The following is a 20,879-nucleotide window of genomic DNA, read 5'->3' as shown; positions in this document are numbered from 1 at the left end:
TCATCCCGCCATGAAGATCGCCGTGCTTGGCCTGGCCTTGTGCACGGCGATAACTGCCGTCGCCCAGGACAAACCGACGGACTTTGCCAGCCAGACCCCACTGAGCCTCAGCGGCGACGGGCCTTGGTATCGCATCGAGTTACCGCTTGCCGTGCAGTTGAATGCCCGGCAGAGCGACCTGGGTGATCTGCGCGTGTTCAATGCCGAAGGCCAGCCGCAGGCTTATTCGATCACGCCGCGACAGCCTGCACGCGAGCAGGAACCCACGCCAATCCCGGTCAAATGGTTTGCCCTTTACAGCACGCAGGAAGCAGGCGATGCCGCGCCGGTCATCCGTATCGAGCGCTCAAGCAACGGCAGCGTGATCGAGGTCCAGCCGCAAAGCGATATCGAGGCTGGTGAAGAAGTGCTGCGCGGCTGGTTGCTGGACACCAGCGCGATCAAGGCGCCACTGGAGCAGCTGGTGATCGACTGGAGCACCGAGCGTGAAGGTTTCCAGAACTTCAGCATCGAAGCCAGCGATGACCTGCAGCACTGGCGCAACTGGGGCGAAGGGCAGGTTGCCCGGCTGTCATTTGCCGACGAAGTGATCGAGCAACTTGAAGTCGGCCTGCCCGGCCAGAGCGCCCGCTACCTGCGTCTGTTGTGGCGCGCCCCGCACAGCGCCCCCCTGTTGATCTCCGCCCACCTGCTCAGCGCCAGCACTGAAAGCCCGACCCCGCCGCTGACCTGGTCGCCACCGGTCAAGGGCGTCGTCGAAAGCCCCAACGAATATGTCTGGCAACTGCCGAGCGGCTTGCCGGTAGGGCGCGTCAAGGTCGATATTGCCCAGCCAAACAGCCTCGCACCGGCGACGCTTTACGGTCGGATGGACGCGAAACAACCCTGGCAGCCGATCAGCAGTGGCCTGTTGTACCGGTTATCGCAGAACAACAGCGATGTCTTGCAGGACCAGCTGCAATTGTCCGGGCGCATCGTTCAACAGCTAAAACTGGTGGTGGATGATCGCGGCGGCGGGCTGGGCAGTGAAGCGCCGCAGTTGAGCGTGGCCGTGCCTGCCACGGAAATCGTATTCCTGGCACGCGGTGAAGGGCCCTTCACGCTGGCCATCGGCAACCCGAACGTCAAAGCGGCGAACCTGTCGCTGGCCACCCTGATCCCCGACTTGAGTCCGGAAAAACTGGCCTCGCTCGGGACAGCGGAACCCGCTACGGCATCTGTTGCCAACATGGCAGCTGCGCCGATAGCGGTGCCGCAGAGCATGGACTTCAAACGCCTCGGGCTTTGGGCTGTTCTGCTGCTCGGGGTACTGTTTCTGGGCTGGATGGCGTTCAGCACGCTGCGCGCATCAAAACGCTGAAACACACAGGCTGTCGGGTGCGCTTTGCCCGACATCTGAACTGAAACAGTCATAAGCCAGTCTGATAGCAGTATTACGTCGCCACTCGCGTTAAACTGCGCGGGTTTTCATACCCCCTATTTTCGGAGCTATCCATGTCCCGCGTTACACTAAGTCGTTACTTGATTGAGCAGACTCGCAGCAACAACACCCCTGCCGATCTGCGCTTCCTGATCGAAGTTGTGGCGCGCGCATGCAAGGAAATCAGCCACGCCGTCTCCAAAGGCGCGCTGGGCGGCGTACTTGGCAGCATGGGCACCGAAAACGTTCAGGGCGAAGTGCAGAAAAAGCTCGATGTGATCTCCAACGAGATCCTGCTCGAGGCCAACGAATGGGGCGGTCACCTGGCCGGCATGGCGTCCGAAGAAATGGACAACGCCTACCAGATCCCGGGCAAATACCCGAAGGGCGCGTACCTGCTGGTTTTCGACCCGCTGGACGGCTCGTCGAACATCGACATCAACGCTCCGGTCGGCACCATCTTTTCGGTACTGCGTTGCCCGAACGAATACCTCAGCCAGAACGAAGCGCTGAATGAAAAGGCCTTCCTGCAGCCGGGCACCGAACAGGTCGCCGCCGGTTACGCCATCTACGGCCCGCAGACCATGCTGGTGCTGACCCTGGGCGACGGAGTGAAAGGCTTCACCCTGGACCGCGAAATGGGCAGCTTCGTGCTCACTCACGAAGACATCAAAATCCCGGAGTCCACCCAGGAATTCGCGATCAACATGTCCAACCAGCGCCACTGGGAAGCCCCGGTACAGCGCTACGTGAACGAGTTGCTGGCCGGTGCAGACGGCCCGTTGAAAAAGAACTACAACATGCGCTGGGTCGCTGCGATGGTGGCCGACGTGCACCGTATCCTGACCCGTGGCGGTCTGTTCATGTATCCGCGCGACAGCCGCGAGCCTTCCAAGCCGGGCAAACTGCGTCTGATGTATGAAGCCAACCCGATGTCCTTCCTGGTCGAGCAGGCTGGCGGCGCGTCCACCGACGGTCATCAGCGCATTCTCGACATTCAGCCGGAAGGCCTGCACCAGCGCGTAGCGGTGTACCTGGGTTCGAAAGAAGAAGTCGAGCGCGCTACTGCGTATCACAAAGAGTAAGAAGGCTTGCTGTGCGCCAGTGGTGATTCGGCCCGTCTGAATCACCACCCGGCGACAGGCAAACGAGCATTCGATGTTGCGTTCGGCACAGGCCTGCGGGCCAACCATCTGATCTACGGCATAAATCCTTGCGCCGTCCGGGAACCAGATTCCCTTTTTCTCTTCTAAGCTTGCGGTACTGCGCCAGCCTGCCTCCGCTTGCACTGCGACGCGACCCCCTTCCGTTCAGGAGCTACACCCATGTCCTTGCGCACTGTCGCGTTACTCTCGTTCTGCGTATTTCTGGCTGCCTGCAGCAAGATCACCCAGGAAAACTACTCGAAAATTTCAGCCGGCATGCCCAAGGCACAGGTCGAATCCTTGCTGGGCAGCCCGACGGAATGCTCCGGCGCACTGGGCATGTCCAGTTGCACATGGGGTGACCAGAACACCTTTATCAGCGTGCAGTATGCGGCAGACAAGGTTGTCCTGTTCTCGGGTCAGGGTCTGAAATAAAACATGATCAAGGTACTGGTACGTTTCGGAATTTTTGTCATGGCCAGCTTTCTGGCCATCGGTTTTGCCCACTCGGCTGACAACCTCGAGCCAAGGACAGTCGACAGCGTCGACCTCAAGCAGTATCAGGGCACCTGGTACGAGATCGCCCGCCTGCCAATGTTTTTCCAGCGCAAGTGCGCCCAGTCCGAGGCGCTTTACGCGCTCAAGGACGACGGCAACATTGCAGTGACCAACCGTTGCCGCACTATCGAGGGCAAGTGGGAAGAAGCAAAGGGCACTGCCTCGCCCCAAGTACCGGGCAAGACCGACAAGCTGTGGGTAGTGTTCGATAACTGGTTCTCGCGCCTGCTGCCGGGCGTTGCCAAGGGTGACTACTGGATTCTGGACGTCAGCGAAGGCTACCGGACCGCCGTGGTCGGCAACCCGGACCGCAAATACCTGTGGCTGCTGTCGCGCACGCCGACAGTGTCTGCATCGGTCAAGGAAAACATGCTGAGCAAGGCTCGCCAGCAAGGCTACGACACCTCCCGCCTGATCTGGCGCGAAGATGATTCGAAGATCGGCAAGGGCGAGAAGTAAGCGGACTCCGCTTATTGTGCTCACGCTTGATCATTGTGCGACGCTCTGCGTCGCATGCCTTTCTGGACGCTCCGCGTCCGATTTTCGATTGGCGGCGCGACGCAGATTTGTGACGCGGAGCGTCACCCACGGCATTCCCACGCTGGAGCGTGAGGAACGATGAGCGTCGTGGCTGGAAAGTGAGGAACGCCAAGCGTCCGCAAGAACACTATCGTGCCCATACTCCGCGTGGGCATGCCGTTCTGGACGCTCCGCGTCCGATTTTCGATGGGCGGCGCGGCGCAGATTTGTGACGCGGAGCGTCACCCACAGCATTCCCACGCTGGAGCGTGAGGAACGATAAGCGTCGTGGCTGGAAAGTGAGGAACGCCAAGCGTCCGCAAGAACACTATCGTGCCCATACTCCGCGTGGGCATGCCGTTCTGGACGCTCCGCGTCCGATTTTCGATGGGCGGCGCGGCGCAGATTTGTGACGCGGAGCGTCACCCACAGCATTCCCACGCTGGAGCGTGAGGAACGATAAGCGTCGTGGCTGGAAAGTGAGGAACGCCAAGCGTCCGCAAGAACACTATCGCGCCCATGCTCCGCGTGGGTATGCCGTTCTGGACGCTCCGCGTCCGATTTTCGATGGGCGGCGCGGCGCAGATTTGTGACGCGGAGCGTCACCCACAGCATTCCCACGCTGGAGCGTGAGGAACGATAAGCGTCGTGGCTGGAAAGTGAGGAACGCCAAGCGTCCGCAAGGACACTATCGTGCCCATGCTCCGCGTGGGCATGCCGTTCTTGACGCTCTGCGTCCTCTCTTGCATCAGCCGAGCAATTCCCTCAATACCTGCGCGAACTCGCGGTTGCTTTGCTCTTCTGCGGCATGTCGCCCTTCGCGTATGACCCAGCGCCCATTCACGGCTACGTCGCGAATCTGTCGGTCGCTGCCGGCGAACAGCCAGCGGTTGAGGATGGCGTCGCCCGAAGCCGTGGCGATGTACGGGTCGTTGCCATCCAGCACCAGCCAGTCGGCGCGTTGCCCCACTTGCAGCGTACCAACCTGCTGCCCCAACGCCTGCGCGCCACCCGCGAGCGCGGCGTCGTACAAAGTGCGGCCAACCATCGGCTGATCACTGCGATACAGCCGGTTACGACGCTGATCGCGTAGACGCTGGCCGTACTCCAGCCAGCGCAACTCCTCGACCACGCTGAGCGAAACGTGACTGTCCGAGCCAATTCCCCACCGGCCACCCTGGGCAATGTAGTCCACCGCCGGAAAGATACCGTCGCCCAGATTGGCCTCGGTGGTCAGGCATAACCCGGCCACCGCGCCACTTTGCGCCATCAGTTGCACCTCATCTGCCTCGGCGTGGGTCGCATGCACCAAGCACCAGCGGTTATCCACAGGGGCATTTTCATACAGCCATTGCAGCGGACGCCGACCGCTCCAGCTCAGGCAGTCATCGACTTCCTTCTGCTGTTCCGCAATATGAATATGCACAGGGCACTGCTGGTCGCTGGCCGCCAGTACTTCACTGATCTGCTGTGGCGTCACCGCACGCAGCGAGTGGAAGCACAGACCCAACTGCTGCGTGGGCTGAGCCGCCAGAAGCGGGCGTAGACGAGCCTGCAAATCCAGATAGCTGTCAGTGCTGTGGATAAACCGCCGCTGCCCTTCGTTGGGTGCCTGCCCGCCAAACCCCGAGTGGCTGTAAAGCACCGGCAGCAGGGTCAGGCCGATGCCGACCGAACTTGCCGCCTGACTGATCTGCACGGCCAGTTCGGCAGGATCTGCATAGGGTTTGCCATCCAGGTCCTGATGCACGTAATGAAATTCGGCAACCGAGGTGTAACCGCCCTTGAGCATTTCGATGTACAGCTGACGAGCGATAACGCCCAACTGCTGCGGGCTGATGCGCCCCACCAGGCGATACATGAGGTCGCGCCAGGTCCAGAAACTATCGTTGGGGTTGCCCGCCACTTCCGCCAGCCCGGCCATCGCCCGCTGAAACGCATGAGAGTGCAGGTTCGGCATGCCAGGCAGCAACGGGCCACTGACGATTTCGGCACCCTGCCGATCCGCATTGGCCTCGACGCGGGTCAAAACGCCTTCCTGGCTGACCTCCAGACGCACATTGTTGGCCCAGCCGTCGGGGAGTAACGCGCGCTCGGCAAAGAAGGCTGACATTGACTTCACACCTCATCACTGTAATTTGTATATACATATACAGACGTTTAAGCGACCGGTAAACCTTCGGCACGCTTGCCGAGCAGCAGGTTAATGGTTAGCGTGGCGCTCTCAGGCGTCTGAATCATCGTCAAAACGTCATTTTGAAAACAAGGACTCACACGTGTCGACTCCGCCCGCCTCTTCTTCCCTGACAGCCCAGATGGGCGAAAGTCCCGCACCCTTGTACGCCCGCGTCAAACACATGATCGCCCTGCAGATCCAGAATGGCACCTGGCCGCCGCACCATCGCGTACCGTCGGAAAGCGAGCTGGTGACGCAACTGGGTTTCAGCCGCATGACGATCAACCGCGCCCTGCGTGAGCTGACCGTTGAAGGTTTGCTGGTGCGCATGCAGGGTGTTGGCACTTTTGTCGCCGAACCCAAAAGCCAGTCGGCGCTGTTCGAAGTGCATAACATTGCTGACGAGATCGCCGCGCGCGGCCATCGCCATACCTGCAAGGTCATGGTGCTAAAGGAAGAAGCCGCAGGCTCGGAGCGCGCTCTGGCGCTGGACATGCGCGAAGGCCAGCGGGTGTTCCATTCACTGATCGTGCACTACGAGAACGACATTCCGGTACAGATCGAAGACCGCTTCGTCAACGCCCAGGTCGCCCCGGACTACCTCAGGCAGGACTTCACCCTGCAGACACCTTACGCCTATCTGTCGCAGGTTGCGCCGCTCACCGAAGGCGAGCATGTGGTCGAGGCGATCCTCGCCGAAGCCGATGAATGCACGTTGTTGCAGATCGATGCCGGAGAGCCCTGCCTGCTGATTCGTCGCCGTACCTGGTCAGGCCGCCAGCCCGTCACCGCTGCGCGCCTGATACACCCCGGCTCCCGCCATCGCCTGGAAGGACGCTTTACCAAATGAGCCAGACTCGCCTCCTGCGTGCCGTCGACTACCCGCGCATGCCGTGGAAAAACGGCGGTGGCAGCACTGAAGAAATCGCTCGCGATGCAGGCCAGGACCTCGACGGTTTCGGCTGGCGGCTGTCGATTGCCGACATTGAAACCTCGGGCGGCTTCTCGGTGTTCGCCGGTTATCAACGCATCATTACCGTCTTGCAGGGCGCGGGCATGACGCTGGACGTGGACGGTGTGTCCAGCCGCCCATTGCTGCCATCGGACCCGTTTGCGTTCAGCGGCGACAGTGAAGTCAGTTGCACACTGCTGGACGGGCCGATTCGCGACTTCAATCTGATCTATGCTCCTCATCGTTACACGGCACGCCTGCACTGGATAGACGTGCGTCATCCGCAACGGCTGTTCAGTTCAGCCAGCACCTTCGTGCTGTTCAGCATGGCCGAACAAGTAGCGATAAGCGTGAACGGCCAGCCGTGGGAAATTCTCGGTAAACTTGATTGCGCTCAAGTGGATAATTCTGGCGGTTTGCTGGAAATCGAACTGCAATCACCTCGCGCCAGTCGTTGCTGCCTGATCGAACTCACCGCCACGGGCCTGTAGACGCATTCCTGGCACCTCATAAAAAAATAGCCTTGCACTCAAGGATGACCATGACTCAAGTTTCCAACCGGGAAACGCCCAGAGGCGTTGCCGTCCTCACCCGTTTCCTCGCCTCCGAATCAGCAGGCGGCATCGTCCTGATGGCGGCGGCGCTGGCCGCCCTTATCGTCGCCAACTCTCCTCTCTCAGCGAGCTACTTCTCGATTCTGCACAGCGTCTGGCTGGGCCTGTCGGTGGAGCTGTGGATCAACGACGGGCTGATGGCCATCTTTTTTCTGATGGTCGGCCTGGAGATCAAACGCGAAGTGCTGGCCGGCGGCCTGGCAACCTGGGGACAACGCGCCCTGCCCGGCTTTGCAGCGGCGGGCGGCATGCTGGTGCCTGCGCTGATCTACATCGCGATTAACTGGGGCAACCCGCAAACCCTCAGCGGCTGGGCGATTCCAGCGGCCACCGACATCGCCTTCGCCCTCGGCGTGCTGTCGCTGCTGGGCAGTCGGGTGCCGACCTCGCTGAAGGTCTTTCTGGCCGCGCTGGCGATTCTCGATGACTTGGGTGCTGTAACCATCATCGCGTTTTTCTACAGCTCGGGGCTTAACCTGCCGATGCTGGCCGCCGCATTCGTGACCCTCGCCGTACTGATCGCGCTGAATCGCCTGAACGTCCGCCGTCTGCTGCCCTATTTGCTGCTCGGCGCACTGCTATGGTTCTTCGTCCTGCAATCGGGCGTACACGCCACGCTGGCCGGCGTGGCGCTGGCGCTGTGCATACCGATGGGCAAGCCCGAGGAGGAAGCACGCTCGCCGCTGCTGTTTCTTGAAGAAAAAATGCATTACTGGGTGGCGTTCGCTGTGGTGCCGATCTTCGGCTTTGCCAATGCGGGTGTATCGCTTTCCGGCATCACCCTGGCAAACCTGATCGACCCGGTGCCGCTGGGTGTCGCGTTGTGCCTGTTCGTCGGCAAGCAGATCGGAGTGTTCCTTGCCGCAGTGCTGGCGATTCGTGCCGGGCTGGCGACATTGCCGGAAGGCAGCAATTGGGTGCAGTTGTACGGCGTCGCTATTCTGTGCGGCATCGGCTTTACCATGAGCCTGTTCATCGGCAACCTGGCGTTTCCTGGTTCGCAGCACCTGATCGATGAAGTAAAAGTCGGTGTGCTGATCGGCTCGGGCCTCGCGGCAATTGCCGGTATTTTGCTGCTGCGCAGCCGTTTCAGCCGGCACTGAAAAAATATTTTCAAATCACTGCATCCAGATGGGTTTCTCGCGGGTAGTACATTCAGCAGCCACTTCGAGTTGCTGAGCGCGGTTAAACCCTCTGGAGATTTCTGCATGAACGCAAAACGCTTGCTCTGCCTTGCTGGTAGCACCCTGGCTTTCACTTGCCTGTCATCCATTGCCATGGCTCAGACTGACCTGCCCGAAAGCGTCAGGGTACCGGCCGGCAACAAAGTCAGCATGACCACCACCGGGGTCGGCGAGATCACTTACGAGTGCCGCGCCAAGGCCAATATGCCCAATGAGATGGAGTGGGCATTCGTCGGTCCCAAGGCCGCGCTCAATGACAAGAGCGGCAAACAGGTCGGCACCTACTACGGCCCACCGGCCACCTGGGAAGCCAAAGACGGCTCGAAACTGACCGGTACTCAGGTTGCTGTGGCCCCGTCGAGCGCAGGCAACCTGCCGTACCAACTGGTCAAGGCCAACCCGGCTGAAGGCAAGGGCGCAATGACGGGCGTCACTTACATTCAGCGCGTGGCCTTGAAAGGCGGCGTAGCCCCGGCCAAAGCCTGTGCAGAGAGCAACAAGGGCGCGAAGGAAGTGGTCAAGTATCAGGCCGACTACCTGTTCTGGACCGCCAGCTGATCAATGCGCTTAATCAGGTGACCGTGCAACAGTAGGCTATGCTGCTGCACGGGAGCCTCGTGATGTCAGCGAGGCAATAGTCTTCCTTCGATGGCGGATCATCTTGTCCTCGCACGAATCTCTCTTTGATTACGAAGCAACGTTGCAGGCCTGCGCTCGCGGTGACAAGCAGGCCTTGCAGCGTCTTTATCAACAGGAAAGCGCGCGGCTGCTCGGCGTCGCTCAGCGGCTGGTGCGTGACCGGGCGCTGGCTGAAGACATCGTGCATGACGCATTCCTGAAAATCTGGAGCCACGCGGCCAGCTTCGACGCGGCGCGCGGTTCGGCGCGTGGCTGGATATTCAGCGTGACCCGGCATCTTGCGCTGAACACGCTGCGCAACACGGCGCGCGAGGTACGTGTCGAGGATGACGGCAGCGACGATCATCACGAACAGGCAACCCTGGAAGGCTGGCAGGAAACCGGGGATGCTTTCGATTGGCGGGTCAATCCAGGACGGATGACTTCATGCATGGAGCAACTCGAGCCGGTACGCCGAAACTGTATCTTTCACGCTTACGTAGACGGCTATTCGCATCAGGAAATCGCGCAGAAGATCGGCGCGCCATTGGGTACGGTCAAAGCCTGGATCAAGCGCAGCCTGACGGCTTTGCGGGAGTGCATGGGATGAACCGGCCTTTAGACGACAACATTCATGACCTGGCGGGCGAGTATGTGCTCGGCACCCTGTCGCCACAGGAAAGGCTCGACGTACAACGTCGCCTGCCCCACGAGCCTGATCTGCAGGCGGCCATCGATGCCTGGGAACAGCGCCTGCTGCCCCTGACAGAGTTGGCCGAACCGGTTACGCCATCGCCCGGCCTGTGGGATCGCATCGAACGTAACTTGCTGGAGCTGGCAGCACCCGCCAAAGCGCTGCACAGACAGCGAGTGCGCTGGTGGGACAACCTGTCGGTCTGGCGCGGGCTGGCGGGTGCCGGATTAGCGGCGTCGCTGGTGCTGGGCATGACGTTGCTGACCCGCGCGCCGGCGCAACCGTCCTACCTCGTGGTATTGGTCGGGCCGCAGGACAAGGCTCCCGGCTGGGTTGTGCAAGCCAGCAACTCGCAGGAAATCCAGCTTATTCCGCTTGGCGTGTTCGAGGTTCCGAACGACAAGGCGCTGGAGTTCTGGACCAAGGGTGACGACTGGCAAGGCCCGGTCTCACTCGGGCTGGTCAAGCCGGGTCAGAGCCTGCATGTTCCGCTGGACAAACTGCCGCCATTGCAACCCAATCAGCTGTTCGAACTGACCCTGGAGAAATCCACCGGTTCGCCAATAGGCAAGCCTACCGGGCCGATCCAGTTCATCGGCCGGGCAGTGAAGGTGATCTGATAACGGAGCGATCTCACTTCTTGCTGCAATCATCCTGTTGCAGCAAATTGGCCTGGGTCAGGTTGCAGCCCGCCGGTACGCTGCGGGTCAGCCAGACATTGCCGCCGATGGTCGAGCCCTTACCGATAGTGATGCGCCCCAGAATGGTCGCACCCGCGTAGATCACCACGTCGTCTTCAACGATTGGATGCCGTGCATGGCCTTTCTGCAACTGGCCGTCCTCGTCCGACGGGAAGCGCTTGGCGCCCAGGGTCACGGCCTGATAGATCCGCACCCGCTCGCCGATGATCGCGGTTTCGCCAATTACCACGCCTGTTCCATGGTCGATAAAGAAGCTCGGGCCGATCTGCGCGCCCGGATGAATGTCGATACCGGTCGCCGAATGGGCAATCTCCGAGCTGATGCGCGCCAGCAATGGCAAACCGGCGCGATACAAATGGTGCGCCAGACGATGGTGGATCACCGCCAGAATGCCGGGGTAGCACAGCAGCACTTCATCGACGCTGCGTGCGGCCGGGTCGCCGTGGTAGGCGGCCAGCACGTCAGTGTCCAGTAACAGACGAATACCCGGCAGGGCCATGGCGAAACCCTGAATCAGCTCGAGCGCTCGCGCATCGATGCTCTTCAGGTCACCGCCCTGCTGATGGGCGACGTAGCGCAGCTCCAGGCGGGCCTGGGCCAGCAGCGCATTGAGTGCCACATCCAGCGTATGCCCCACGTAAAAATCTTCGCTTTCTTCACGCAGGTCCACCGGGCCAAGCCGCATCGGGAACAACGCCCCGCTCAGCGCTTCAAGAATTTCGCCCATGGCTGCACGCGAAGGCAGTTCGCGCCCGCCGTGCTCGCCGCTTACCCGACGGTTGCGCGCCCGCCAGTCTTCTCTCGCGCCGCGCAACTGGCTGACGATCCGCTGCAACTGCCAGTGGCTGGAACTGCCGTCGGCGGATGCTTCTGGAATATCGCTCACGCTTGACTCTCCTTGATGTGAAGGGTGGCGACCGACAGTGCTGGCCGCTGCTGTTGCCACTCTACGGCAAACATTCAGACGAAAAAAACAACAATTTCTGTAGGAATACGCCAACAGAGCAGTGAGCACAGATAAGTTGCCGTGCGGGAAACGTCTGCCTATAGTCCGGTGACTCTCTACACGGCTTACCGACCACCATGATCAAAAATCAGCTTGCCCGTTTCAATCGCCTGGACTTGATCAGCGCGCCGACGGCTCTGGAAAAGCTTGAGCGCCTGTCGATCTGGGCAGATCGCGATATCTACATCAAGCGTGATGACACCACTACCCTGGCGCTGGGCGGCAACAAGGTTCGCAAACTCGAATACCTCGCAGCAGACGCGCTGGCCCAGGGTGCCGACACGCTGATCACTGCGGGCGCTATCCAGTCCAACCATGTTCGCCAGACCGCGGCCCTGGCGGCGCGCCTGGGCCTTGGCTGCGTGGCGCTGCTGGAAAACCCCATCGGCACTGAAGACCCGAGTTACCTGAAAAACGGCAATCGCCTGCTGCTGGAGCTGTTCGATGCCAAGGTCGAGCTGGTTGAAAACCTCGACAACGCCGACGAACAACTGCACGCGCTGGCTGCGCGTCTGCGCTCCAGCGGCAAGAAGCCTTATCTGGTACCCATCGGTGGATCAAGCCCGGTCGGTGCGCTGGGTTATGTTCGCGCCGGGCTGGAACTGGCTGAGCAGATCAAGCAGACCGGCATCGACTTTGCGGCGGTTGTTCTGGCCTCCGGCAGCGCGGGCACCCACAGCGGCCTGGCGTTGGCACTGGCTCACGAGTTGCCGCAATTGCCGGTTATCGGCGTGACCGTTTCGCGCAGTGAAGAAGCACAACTGCCCAAAGTGCAGGGCTTGGCCGAGCGTACGGCAGAATTACTGGATATCGCCCTGCCGGAGCACTTCAAGGTTGAACTGTGGGACGAATATTTCGCTCCGCGTTATGGAGAACCGAACGCCGGTACGCTGGCAGCGATCAAGCTGGTGGCCAGCCATGAAGGGCTGTTGCTGGACCCGGTTTATACCGGCAAGGCCATGTCCGGCTTGCTGGATGGCATTGGCCGTCAGCGCTTCAACGACGGCCCGCTGATCTTTCTGCACACTGGCGGTGCTCCTGCGCTGTTTGCCTACCCGGATGCGTTTGATCAGTAACTTTTCAGCCTGTGCAGCGTTTATGCCTTTTGGAAGGGGAAATAACTTTTTTTGTTATTTTTCCTCATAAGCAGATGGCTATATAGTCGCGCCCGGCAGACAACAACACTGACGGAACACCTGACGTAACTGCCTGAAAAAAGCTGAATAATCAGCACGAAGTTGCTTGAGTCGGGTCAGAAAAAGGCCAGACACTTCCATACCAACAAGGGGCTCGCATGAACATTTCCGCTATTCGTCGCACGTTTCTTTTCTCGGCACTGAGCTTGATGCTCGGTACCGGTATCGCCGGGCAAGCCATGGCTGGCGAGCAACTGCAGAAAATCAAGGATAGCGGCACGCTTAATGTGGGCCTTGAAGGCACTTACCCGCCGTTCAGCTTCGTCGATGAAAACGGCAAGCTCACCGGCTTCGAAGTCGAGTTTTCCGAAGCGCTGGCCAAGGAACTGGGCGTGAAAGCCAAGATCCAGCCATCGAAATGGGACGGCATTCTGGCCGCTCTGGATTCCAAGCGTCTGGATGTGGTGATCAATCAGGTGACCATCTCCGAGGAGCGCAAGAAGAAGTACGATTTCTCTGAGCCCTACACCGTATCCGGCATTCAGGCGCTGGTTCTGAAGAAGAACGCAGACACCATCAAGACAGCCAAGGACCTGACCGGCAAGAAGGTTGGCGTGGGGCTGGGCACCAACTACGAACAATGGTTGAAGGAAAACGTCCCGGGCGCAATCGTCAAAACCTATGACGATGACCCGAGCAAAATCCAGGACCTGAGTGTAGGCCGTATCGACGCGATTCTCGTTGACCGTCTGGCAGCTCTGGAAATGGCCACCAAGACCAAAAACAAACTGGTGCCCGCAGGTGACGCGTTTTCCCGTCAGGAGTCCGGCATTGCCCTGCGCAAAGGCGAACCCGAGTTACAGGCAGCTATCGACAAGGCGATCGACAAACTGCGCGCCGACGGCACCCTGGAAAAACTGTCGAAGAAATACTTCAACGCTGACGTCACCAAATGATCGAAGAGAGCCTTCAGCTCGCGCTGGACTCCGCGCCCTTTCTGCTCAAGGGCGCGTATTACACCGTCTTCCTCAGCCTGGGCGGGATGTTTTTCGGGTTGCTGCTGGGCTTCGGCCTGGCATTGATGCGCCTGTCGCGCCTCAAACTGGTGAACTGGATTGCACGCATCTACGTGTCGTTCTTTCGCGGTACGCCCTTGCTGGTTCAGCTGTTCGTGATTTATTACGGCCTGCCGGAACTGGGTATCCAGCTTGAACCCCTGAGCGCGGCACTGATCGGCTTTTCGTTGAACATGGCCGCTTATGCTTGTGAAATTCTGCGTGCGGCCATCAGCTCCGTGGAACGCGGTCAGTGGGAGGCTGCCGCAAGCATCGGCATGACCCGCTGGCAGACCATGCGCCGGGCCATACTGCCGCAAGCAGCACGCACGGCCTTGCCGCCGCTGGGCAACAGCTTCATTTCGCTGGTCAAGGACACCGCGCTGGCCGCCACCATTCAGGTGCCGGAGCTGTTTCGCCAGGCGCAGTTGATCACCGCACGCACCTTTGAAATTTTCACCATGTACCTGGCCGCCGCACTGATCTACTGGATCCTTGCCACGGCGCTCTCGCACCTGCAAAACAAGCTGGAAGCCAGGGTCAACCGGCATGATCTGGAGACCTGACGCATGATAGTCGTTGAAAAACTCACCAAGAAATTCAAGGGCAATCAGGTGCTCAAGGGCATCGATCTGCGTATCGAAGCCGGGGAAGTCGTCGCCATCATCGGTCCCAGTGGCTCGGGCAAGACCACCCTGCTGCGCTGCCTGAACCTGCTGGAGACGCCGGATAGCGGCAGGATCAAGATGGGTGACATCGAGATCGATGGAACACGTTCCATGAACCAGCAACAGGGGTTGGTTCGCCAGTTGCGCCAGCAGGTAGGGTTCGTGTTTCAGAACTTCAATCTGTTTCCGCATCGCACAGCGCTGGAAAACGTCATTGAAGGCCCGGTAGTGGTCAAGAAGGTCGCGCGGGAAGCCGCCGAGGCGCTGGGCAGGAAACTGCTCGCCAAGGTCGGTCTGACCGGCAAGGAAGACGCCTACCCGCGTCGTCTCTCGGGCGGGCAGCAGCAGCGCGTGGCGATTGCACGGGCGCTGGCGATGGAGCCGCAAGTGATTCTGTTCGACGAGCCAACCTCGGCACTGGACCCGGAACTGGTTGGCGAGGTGCTGACCACTATTCGCGCCCTGGCCGAAGAAAAGCGCACGATGGTGATCGTCACCCACGAGATGAGCTTTGCACGGGAGGTCGCCAACCGGGTGATCTTCATCGACAAGGGGGTGATCGTGGAGCAAGGCGAAGCCAAAGCACTGTTCGCCGACCCTAAGGAAGAGCGCACACGGCAGTTTCTTGAGCGCACTCGTCACTGATCATGCCGGTAGGTCCCCAAAAAAGCAGCGTCCATCAACGGCGCTGCTTTTTTCTTACATTTCAGAAGGCGTTAATCGTTCAAGATCCTTGCTCAATTCCCGCGTAATTTTCCGAAAAATCATCGAAATAATAAAATCGGCCTACGTCAGCTCTCATACCTGATTCGTAGTCGGCTGGCCTGAGACACACGTCCCTTGCCGAACACCCTCTTCTGAGCCCTCCTCCGTCGGTTACTGCCTGTTGCTATTGGTACTTTGTGGTAGGACGGTTGTTTATCGCGAAGTAAACAGTTCCAAATAAACCGTGTAGGAAGTCTCCGGTTTTCAAGTAAAACACTAGCAAACGCCACCCACATATTGACAAGTGCCTGCAAAGCCCATTAGCTCATACACATCACTCAGCTAGTGAGACACTAAAGTTTCAAGCCCTCTTTTCATACCATTTGTAATGCTTGCCATAAGTTGGATATTTAAGGTACTTATCCCACCGCCTCAAGCGCACCTCTTATTACTTCAACATGACAATTTATGACGAATCGTTACTTGAACTATTGATTATCAGGAGCACCCGTACATGAGCCAAATAATTTGCAAACCGACCCCTCTGGACCTGTCCGCCCCGTCCATACCGCTGGCCAGCCGACATGGCATAGGCGTGAGAGGTGTCTCTCAACTGCTTGTTCATGTGGCCCCCTATGACAGCATGGACGAGGGAGACCTGATCGAACTGTTCTGGGACGGCTGTTACGTCGCGTCAAAAATATTGAAGGCATCCGACGTCGGCAAACCCGTTGTCCTACGCGTGCCGGAAAGCTTTCTACAGAACGGCAAAGCAAGAACTTACTACCGGGTCATGAAAATAGGCGGTTTGCCCATAACCTCGCCCTGCCACAAGCTGTGGGTGAAGCTGAACGCACCAGGTGGGCAATTGGTCAGCACCAACACGGAAGAAAACCAGGGGCTGGCACCGCTGTATGTTGTGCCATCGGTAATACGTCGAGGACTGTCGCGCAGGCACCTGGAAGGCGGTTTACCGATGACCATCGAGCCGTACCTGAACATGGCTGTTCACGACGAGATCACTGTGCGCTGGGGCGATTTGCGTATGGACCTGCCGCCGCTTGTTGCCGAAGACGTCGGTGAGCCTGTCGATCTGGTCGTGCCGCCCGCGCTGATACTGGAAGGCGGAGAGGAACAACAACTGGAAGTGACTTACTGTGTTATAGACCGAGTGGGTAACAACTCGCTCTGGGCTCCGCCACGGGTAATACGGGTTCAGCCACTGGGCCATTCAACTGATTGAATACGACGAATCGAATAATCGAGGCTCCTGAAAAAATCACCTGCAAAATAGCCGGCACGGTGATAGCAGTCATCCATAAAATAAACATTGGCAACTTATGTCCGCTACTTTTTAAACCTATGCCGCGCATGCAATAAACGGCGAAATCGCGCAGGCGTCAGCGGTGTTCATTTCGCATTTGATTCTGCACCTCGGTCTGGCACCTCGGGTGACGTCGGTTGAGGCGCTGAACGGACGCAGACGACTGACAATTACTGTCTATGCTTATTCCAAAAAGCACGTTTTAAAAAATTTTATACACGCTTAGGGTATATATACCGGACCACCGGACATCGTGATGTTTTCCAGCCGCACTTGATGCGGTCTACTGCTACGAGGTTCCGATGGTCCCTTTCACAACTACCCCTGTGGATAAACCCAGGGCTGTACCTACTGACGGTGAGCGACGCGAGTCTGATCCGGCGGCGGTAGCAGCCCACCACGTCGAGGCTTCACAAGAGCCTGACGTAGCTCCCCGACTGCTTGCGGCCAAGGTGTTGCAAAACGACGCCGAGGCCATTGCAGCCGCTCATGAACTGGCAGCGGCAGCCAGGATCAACGCTGCAAACCGCGACCGGCAACGCGCTTTGCCGTGGGCTGAAATCGAACAATTCACCCGTAGCGGATTGGGCAGCATATCCATCCCGCGCGCGTACGGCGGGCCGCAAGTATCGTTCGTCACGGTGGCCGAGGTGTTCAGGATTATTTCTGCTGCCGACCCCGCATTGGGACAAATTCCGCAAAATCAGTTTGGCATCCTGCACCTGCTGCAGGGCAGCGCCACCGAACAGCAGAAAAAAACACTGTTTCAGAGCGTGCTGGACGGCTGGCGCATCGGCAACGCCGGGCCGGAGCGTGGCACCAAAAACACGCTGGAACTCAAGGCACGGATCACCGCCAATGGCGAGCGCCTGACCATCACCGGACAAAAATTCTATTCCACCGGCGCGTTGTTTGCGCATTGGGTCGCGGTCAAGGCGCTGGATGATCAGGGCCGGCAGATCATGGCCTTCGTCAAACGCGGCACACCGGGGCTGCGCATCGTCGATGACTGGTCGGGCTTTGGCCAGCGCACCACCGCAAGCGGCACCGTGCTGCTCGACAACGTTGCGGTCGACGCCGGGCAGGTGGTCGACAACTGGCGTCTGGCCCTGACGCCCAATATTCAGGGTGCGGTATCGCAGTTGATCCAGGCCGCGATAGACGCGGGCATTGCTCGCAGTGCAATTGATGATGCGATTGCGTTCGTTCGCGAGAAATCCCGTCCGTGGATCGACGCCAACGTCGAGCGCGCCAGCGACGACCTCTACGTGATTGCCGACATCGGCAAGCTAAAACTTGAGCTACACGCCGCCGAAGCCTTACTGCGCAAGGCGGGTCAGGAACTCGACGAAATCAACGCTGCGCCCATAGACGAGCACTCGGCAGCGCGCGCTTCCATTGCCGTGGCGCGTGCCAAGGTAATGACCACCGAAATCTCCTTGTTGGCCAGCGAAAAGCTGTTCGAACTGGCGGGCAGCCGCGCGACCCTGGCCGAGTTCAATCTCGACCGCCACTGGCGTAACGCACGCGTCCATACCCTCCACGACCCGGTGCGCTGGAAATACCACGCAGTCGGCACCTGGCATTTGAACGGCACCCTGCCTGCTCGCCATTCCTGGATCTGAACCAGACCACTGGAGAACACCTTTGATGAGTTCCAACCTTCAGGCGCGCGACAACGCAGCGCTGATTACCAGTGACGCTCAGGCCCTGCAAACAGCCCGCGAACTGGCCCTGCACTTCAAGACCGACAGCGCACAACGCGACCGCGAGCGTCGTTTGCCTCATGCCGAACTCGACCTGTTCAGTCAGTCCGGTCTGTGGGGCATCAGTGTCCCGAAGGCCTTTGGCGGCGCGGGTGTTTCAAACGTTACGCTGGCCAAGGTGATACAGCTGATTTCCGAAGCCGATGGCTCGCTGGGCCAGATTCCGCAAAACCATTTCTATGCCCTCGAAGTGTTGCGCGTGAACGGCAACCCGCAGCAACAGGCGCAACTGTATGCCGAGGCGCTGGCTGGCGTGCGGTTCGGCAACGCGCTGGCCGAACTGGGAACCAAAACGGCACATGACCGCACCACTCGCCTGACCCGTGACGGCGACGGTTATCGCATCAATGGCCGCAAGTTCTACGCGACCGGCGCGCTGTACGCGCAACGTATTCCCACCTCGGTGATCGACGACGAGGGTGTGCAGCAACTGGTTTTCGTCGCGCATGACAGCGAGGGCCTGACCGTCATCGACGACTGGAGCGGTTTCGGGCAGCGCACCACGGGCAGCGGCTCGGTGCTGTTCGACAACGTGTACGTCCGCGCCAACGACGTCGTACCGTTCCAGAGCGCTTTCCAGCGCCCCACTACAGTCGGGCCGCTGGCGCAGATTCTTCATGCCGCGATCGACACCGGCATCGCCCGCGCAGCCTTTGAGGACGCCCTGACCTTCGTGCAGACGCGCACCCGGCCGTGGATCGACTCGGGTATCGAAAAGGCCGTGGACGACCCGCTGACGCTGCACAGCTTCGGCAAACTCGGTATTCGCCTGCACGCTGCCGAAGCACTGCTCGAGCGCGCCGGGGAGTTTCTCGACGTTGCCCAGGCAGACAGCAATGCCAAAACCGTGGCCGCCGCCTCGATAGCCGTTGCCGAAGCCCGCGCCATCAGCACAGAGATTTCCCTGGCGGCCGGCAGCACGTTGTTCGAACTGGCTGGCAGTCAATCGACACTGGCTGAACACGGCCTGGATCGCCACTGGCGCAATGCGCGCGTTCATACGCTGCACGATCCGGTGCGCTGGAAGTTTCACGCCATCGGCAATTACTACCTCAACGACACCAACCCTCCGTTGCGGGGGACGATCTGATGGCGCGTAAAAAGATCCTCCTCAACGCGTTCAACATGAACTGCATCGGCCATATCAATCATGGTCTGTGGACGCATCCGCGTGATACCTCAACGCAATTCAACAGCCTGGAATACTGGACCGAGCTGGCGAAACTGCTGGAACGTGGTCTGTTTGACGGTTTGTTCATCGCCGACATCGTGGGCGTGTACGACGTCTATCAAAACTCGGTGGACGTCACCCTCAAGGAAGCCATCCAGTTACCGGTCAACGACCCGCTGCTGCTGGTTTCGGCAATGGCTGGCGTGACCAGACACCTGGGCTTTGGCCTGACGGCCAACCTGACCTACGACGCGCCCTATCTGTTCGCCAGGCGCATGTCGACACTCGATCATCTGAGCCGTGGCCGGGTGGGCTGGAACATCGTGACCGGCTACCTCGACAGCGCGGCGCGCGCCATGGGTCTCACCGAGCAGAACGAGCACGACCGCCGTTACGATCAGGCCGATGAATACCTGGAGGTGCTCTACAAACTCTGGGAAGGCAGTTGGGAAGACGATGCCGTCATCAATGACCGCGAGCAGCGCGTCTATGCCCAGCCGGGCAAGGTGCACAAGGTACGGCACCAGGGCGAGTTCTATCAGGTCGAGGGCTACCACCTGTGCGAGCCGTCACCGCAACGCACGCCAGTGCTGTTTCAGGCCGGCAGTTCGGAGCGCGGCCTGCAATTTGCCGGGCAAAACGCAGAATGCGTGTTCATAAGCGGCCAGAACAAGACCGCGACCCGCGAGCAGGTAAACAAGGTGCGCGCCAGCGCAGTGAAGGCCGGGCGCAACCCGGAGGACATCAAGGTGTTCATGGGCCTTAACGTCATTGTCGCCGCGACCGAGGCGCTGGCTCGGGAGAAACACGCCGAGTACCGCCACCATGCCAGCGCCGAAGCAGGCGTGGCGCACTTTGCGGCGTCGACCGGTATCGATTTTGCCGAATACGAACTGGACGAACCCATTCAATACGTGAAGAGCAACGCCATTCAGTCCGCGACCAGAAACCTGAAAAACAACGACTGGACCCGCCAGAAACTACTCGATCAGCACGCGCTGGGCGGCCGTTATATCACCCTGGTCGGCTCGCCTGAACAGGTCGCTGATGAGCTGGAATCGTGGATTGCAGAAACCGGCCTGGATGGTTTCAACCTGACCCGCATCGTCACGCCAGAGAGTTATGAGGACTTCATCGATCTGGTGATCCCGGAGTTGCAACGCCGCGGGTCCTACAAGACCGCTTACGAAGACGGCACCTTGCGCAGAAAGCTGTTTCCGGAAGGCACGGATCGATTGCCGGAACGGCACGCGGGAGCGGCACACCGGCGTATTTGATTATCAAACGGACGCAGAGCGTCCAGAACGGCATTACCACGCAGAATGCTCGGCGTTATACATAAGTCTGCTCTTGATTCTGGCCGAAGGCCGTGGGAGCGGACTTGTCCGCGAAAGGGCCGGTATATTCTCTGAAAATGCATCTACTGAGATACCGTCTTCGCGGACAAGTCCGCTCCCACAAAGCTCC

20 protein-coding genes are annotated in these 20,879 nt (G+C 59.6%); 18 read left to right on the top strand and 2 right to left on the bottom strand.

Annotated elements, in window-relative coordinates; all coding sequences use genetic code 11:
* The first annotated feature begins 10 nt into the window (after positions 1-10).
* The 4 genes from AC4ANK_RS02760 (at position 11) to AC4ANK_RS02745 (ending at position 3,582) form a co-directional block, all read left to right on the top strand.
* Positions 11-1,360 carry a DUF3999 domain-containing protein gene (locus tag AC4ANK_RS02760; RefSeq protein WP_031597673.1) on the top strand — a complete coding sequence of 450 codons (1,350 nt, stop codon included), beginning with the start codon at positions 11-13 and terminating at the stop codon, positions 1,358-1,360.
* Between the two features lie 134 nt (positions 1,361-1,494).
* Positions 1,495-2,505 carry a class 1 fructose-bisphosphatase gene (locus AC4ANK_RS02755; protein ID WP_002551617.1) on the top strand — a complete coding sequence of 337 codons (1,011 nt, stop codon included), beginning with the start codon at positions 1,495-1,497 and terminating at the stop codon, positions 2,503-2,505.
* 240 nt (positions 2,506-2,745) lie between these two features.
* Complete coding sequence (gene bamE, locus AC4ANK_RS02750; RefSeq protein ID WP_002551616.1) at positions 2,746-3,000, top strand: outer membrane protein assembly factor BamE domain-containing protein; 255 nt, start codon at positions 2,746-2,748, stop codon at positions 2,998-3,000.
* Positions 3,001-3,003: 3 nt separating this feature from the next.
* On the top strand, positions 3,004-3,582 hold the full coding sequence (locus AC4ANK_RS02745; protein ID WP_002551615.1) for a lipocalin family protein: 579 nt from the start codon (positions 3,004-3,006) through the stop codon (positions 3,580-3,582).
* An 808-nt stretch (positions 3,583-4,390) separates the two neighbouring features.
* Here the strand turns inward: AC4ANK_RS02745 and AC4ANK_RS02740 are convergent.
* Positions 4,391-5,755, bottom strand: a complete 1,365-nt coding sequence (locus tag AC4ANK_RS02740) for a formimidoylglutamate deiminase (protein WP_002551614.1) — start codon at positions 5,753-5,755, stop codon at positions 4,391-4,393.
* A gap of 202 nt (positions 5,756-5,957) precedes the next feature.
* On the opposite strand from AC4ANK_RS02740, the gene hutC reads away from it, so the two are divergent.
* From hutC to AC4ANK_RS02710, 6 genes are all read left to right on the top strand, one after another.
* On the top strand, positions 5,958-6,668 hold the full coding sequence (hutC, locus tag AC4ANK_RS02735; RefSeq protein WP_161796169.1) for a histidine utilization transcriptional repressor HutC: 711 nt from the start codon (positions 5,958-5,960) through the stop codon (positions 6,666-6,668).
* Positions 6,665-7,261, top strand: a complete 597-nt coding sequence (locus tag AC4ANK_RS02730; protein ID WP_002551612.1) for a HutD/Ves family protein — start codon at positions 6,665-6,667, stop codon at positions 7,259-7,261. The genes hutC and AC4ANK_RS02730 overlap by 4 nt, the downstream gene beginning before the upstream one ends.
* Positions 7,262-7,311: 50 nt before the next feature.
* Positions 7,312-8,487, top strand: coding sequence for a Na+/H+ antiporter NhaA (gene nhaA / locus AC4ANK_RS02725; RefSeq protein WP_460384149.1), 1,176 nt, complete (start codon positions 7,312-7,314; stop codon positions 8,485-8,487).
* A gap of 105 nt (positions 8,488-8,592) precedes the next feature.
* Positions 8,593-9,126, top strand: a complete 534-nt coding sequence (locus tag AC4ANK_RS02720; protein WP_002551610.1) for a DUF3455 domain-containing protein — start codon at positions 8,593-8,595, stop codon at positions 9,124-9,126.
* A 103-nt stretch (positions 9,127-9,229) separates the two neighbouring features.
* Positions 9,230-9,796 carry a sigma-70 family RNA polymerase sigma factor gene (locus AC4ANK_RS02715; protein WP_002551609.1) on the top strand — a complete coding sequence of 189 codons (567 nt, stop codon included), beginning with the start codon at positions 9,230-9,232 and terminating at the stop codon, positions 9,794-9,796.
* Positions 9,793-10,500, top strand: coding sequence for an anti-sigma factor (locus AC4ANK_RS02710; protein ID WP_002551608.1), 708 nt, complete (start codon positions 9,793-9,795; stop codon positions 10,498-10,500). The genes AC4ANK_RS02715 and AC4ANK_RS02710 overlap by 4 nt, the downstream gene beginning before the upstream one ends.
* Positions 10,501-10,513: 13 nt before the next feature.
* Here the strand turns inward: AC4ANK_RS02710 and epsC are convergent, their stop codons facing one another.
* Positions 10,514-11,467, bottom strand: coding sequence for a serine O-acetyltransferase EpsC (gene epsC / locus AC4ANK_RS02705; protein WP_002551607.1), 954 nt, complete (start codon positions 11,465-11,467; stop codon positions 10,514-10,516).
* 197 nt (positions 11,468-11,664) lie between these two features.
* Here epsC and AC4ANK_RS02700 point away from each other — a divergent pair, with 197 nt between their 5' ends.
* The 8 genes from AC4ANK_RS02700 to AC4ANK_RS02665 all read left to right on the top strand — a co-directional run bounded on the left by AC4ANK_RS02700 (position 11,665) and on the right by AC4ANK_RS02665 (position 20,689).
* A complete protein-coding gene (locus AC4ANK_RS02700; protein ID WP_002551606.1) occupies positions 11,665-12,663 on the top strand; it encodes a D-cysteine desulfhydrase in 999 nt (332 codons plus the stop codon).
* A 218-nt stretch (positions 12,664-12,881) separates the two neighbouring features.
* Positions 12,882-13,679, top strand: coding sequence for a cystine ABC transporter substrate-binding protein (gene tcyJ / locus AC4ANK_RS02695; protein ID WP_002551605.1), 798 nt, complete (start codon positions 12,882-12,884; stop codon positions 13,677-13,679).
* On the top strand, positions 13,676-14,344 hold the full coding sequence (gene tcyL / locus AC4ANK_RS02690; protein WP_002551604.1) for a cystine ABC transporter permease: 669 nt from the start codon (positions 13,676-13,678) through the stop codon (positions 14,342-14,344). The genes tcyJ and tcyL overlap by 4 nt, the downstream gene beginning before the upstream one ends.
* Before the next feature lie 3 nt (positions 14,345-14,347).
* Entirely contained in the window at positions 14,348-15,091 is a 744-nt protein-coding gene (tcyN, locus tag AC4ANK_RS02685; RefSeq protein ID WP_031597312.1) for an L-cystine ABC transporter ATP-binding protein TcyN, read from the top strand.
* A 574-nt stretch (positions 15,092-15,665) separates the two neighbouring features.
* Positions 15,666-16,394, top strand: coding sequence for a hypothetical protein (locus AC4ANK_RS02680; protein WP_460384144.1), 729 nt, complete (start codon positions 15,666-15,668; stop codon positions 16,392-16,394).
* A gap of 533 nt (positions 16,395-16,927) precedes the next feature.
* A complete protein-coding gene (locus AC4ANK_RS02675; RefSeq protein WP_005730957.1) occupies positions 16,928-18,100 on the top strand; it encodes an SfnB family sulfur acquisition oxidoreductase in 1,173 nt (390 codons plus the stop codon).
* Between the two features lie 25 nt (positions 18,101-18,125).
* The gene (locus AC4ANK_RS02670) at positions 18,126-19,331 is read left to right on the top strand and encodes an SfnB family sulfur acquisition oxidoreductase (protein ID WP_002551600.1); all 1,206 of its coding nucleotides are present in this window, start codon (positions 18,126-18,128) and stop codon (positions 19,329-19,331) included.
* Positions 19,331-20,689: an LLM class flavin-dependent oxidoreductase gene (locus tag AC4ANK_RS02665; protein ID WP_460384142.1), complete on the top strand. Its 1,359-nt coding sequence runs from the start codon at positions 19,331-19,333 to the stop codon at positions 20,687-20,689. Before AC4ANK_RS02670 ends, AC4ANK_RS02665 begins: the two co-directional genes overlap by 1 nt.
* Positions 20,690-20,879 lie beyond the last annotated feature (190 nt).

The organism is Pseudomonas sp. Pmew2 (assembly GCF_058129885.1).
This window is presented reverse-complemented; position numbering and strand designations above follow the sequence as displayed.

Bases quoted from the DNA above. Each gene is read 5' to 3' on its own strand.
- AC4ANK_RS02760 (WP_031597673.1), top strand. From the start codon at position 11: ATGAAGATCGCCGTGCTTGGCCTGGCCTTGTGCACGGCGATAACTGCC.
- AC4ANK_RS02755 (WP_002551617.1), top strand. From the start codon at position 1,495: ATGTCCCGCGTTACACTAAGTCGTTACTTGATTGAGCAGACTCGCAGC.
- bamE (WP_002551616.1), top strand. From the start codon at position 2,746: ATGTCCTTGCGCACTGTCGCGTTACTCTCGTTCTGCGTATTTCTGGCT.
- AC4ANK_RS02745 (WP_002551615.1), top strand. From the start codon at position 3,004: ATGATCAAGGTACTGGTACGTTTCGGAATTTTTGTCATGGCCAGCTTT.
- AC4ANK_RS02740 (WP_002551614.1), bottom strand. From the start codon at position 5,755: ATGTCAGCCTTCTTTGCCGAGCGCGCGTTACTCCCCGACGGCTGGGCC.
- hutC (WP_161796169.1), top strand. From the start codon at position 5,958: ATGGGCGAAAGTCCCGCACCCTTGTACGCCCGCGTCAAACACATGATC.
- AC4ANK_RS02730 (WP_002551612.1), top strand. From the start codon at position 6,665: ATGAGCCAGACTCGCCTCCTGCGTGCCGTCGACTACCCGCGCATGCCG.
- nhaA (WP_460384149.1), top strand. From the start codon at position 7,312: ATGACTCAAGTTTCCAACCGGGAAACGCCCAGAGGCGTTGCCGTCCTC.
- AC4ANK_RS02720 (WP_002551610.1), top strand. From the start codon at position 8,593: ATGAACGCAAAACGCTTGCTCTGCCTTGCTGGTAGCACCCTGGCTTTC.
- AC4ANK_RS02710 (WP_002551608.1), top strand. From the start codon at position 9,793: ATGAACCGGCCTTTAGACGACAACATTCATGACCTGGCGGGCGAGTAT.
- AC4ANK_RS02700 (WP_002551606.1), top strand. From the start codon at position 11,665: ATGATCAAAAATCAGCTTGCCCGTTTCAATCGCCTGGACTTGATCAGC.
- tcyJ (WP_002551605.1), top strand. From the start codon at position 12,882: ATGAACATTTCCGCTATTCGTCGCACGTTTCTTTTCTCGGCACTGAGC.
- tcyL (WP_002551604.1), top strand. From the start codon at position 13,676: ATGATCGAAGAGAGCCTTCAGCTCGCGCTGGACTCCGCGCCCTTTCTG.
- tcyN (WP_031597312.1), top strand. From the start codon at position 14,348: ATGATAGTCGTTGAAAAACTCACCAAGAAATTCAAGGGCAATCAGGTG.
- AC4ANK_RS02680 (WP_460384144.1), top strand. From the start codon at position 15,666: ATGAGCCAAATAATTTGCAAACCGACCCCTCTGGACCTGTCCGCCCCG.
- AC4ANK_RS02670 (WP_002551600.1), top strand. From the start codon at position 18,126: ATGAGTTCCAACCTTCAGGCGCGCGACAACGCAGCGCTGATTACCAGT.
- AC4ANK_RS02665 (WP_460384142.1), top strand. From the start codon at position 19,331: ATGGCGCGTAAAAAGATCCTCCTCAACGCGTTCAACATGAACTGCATC.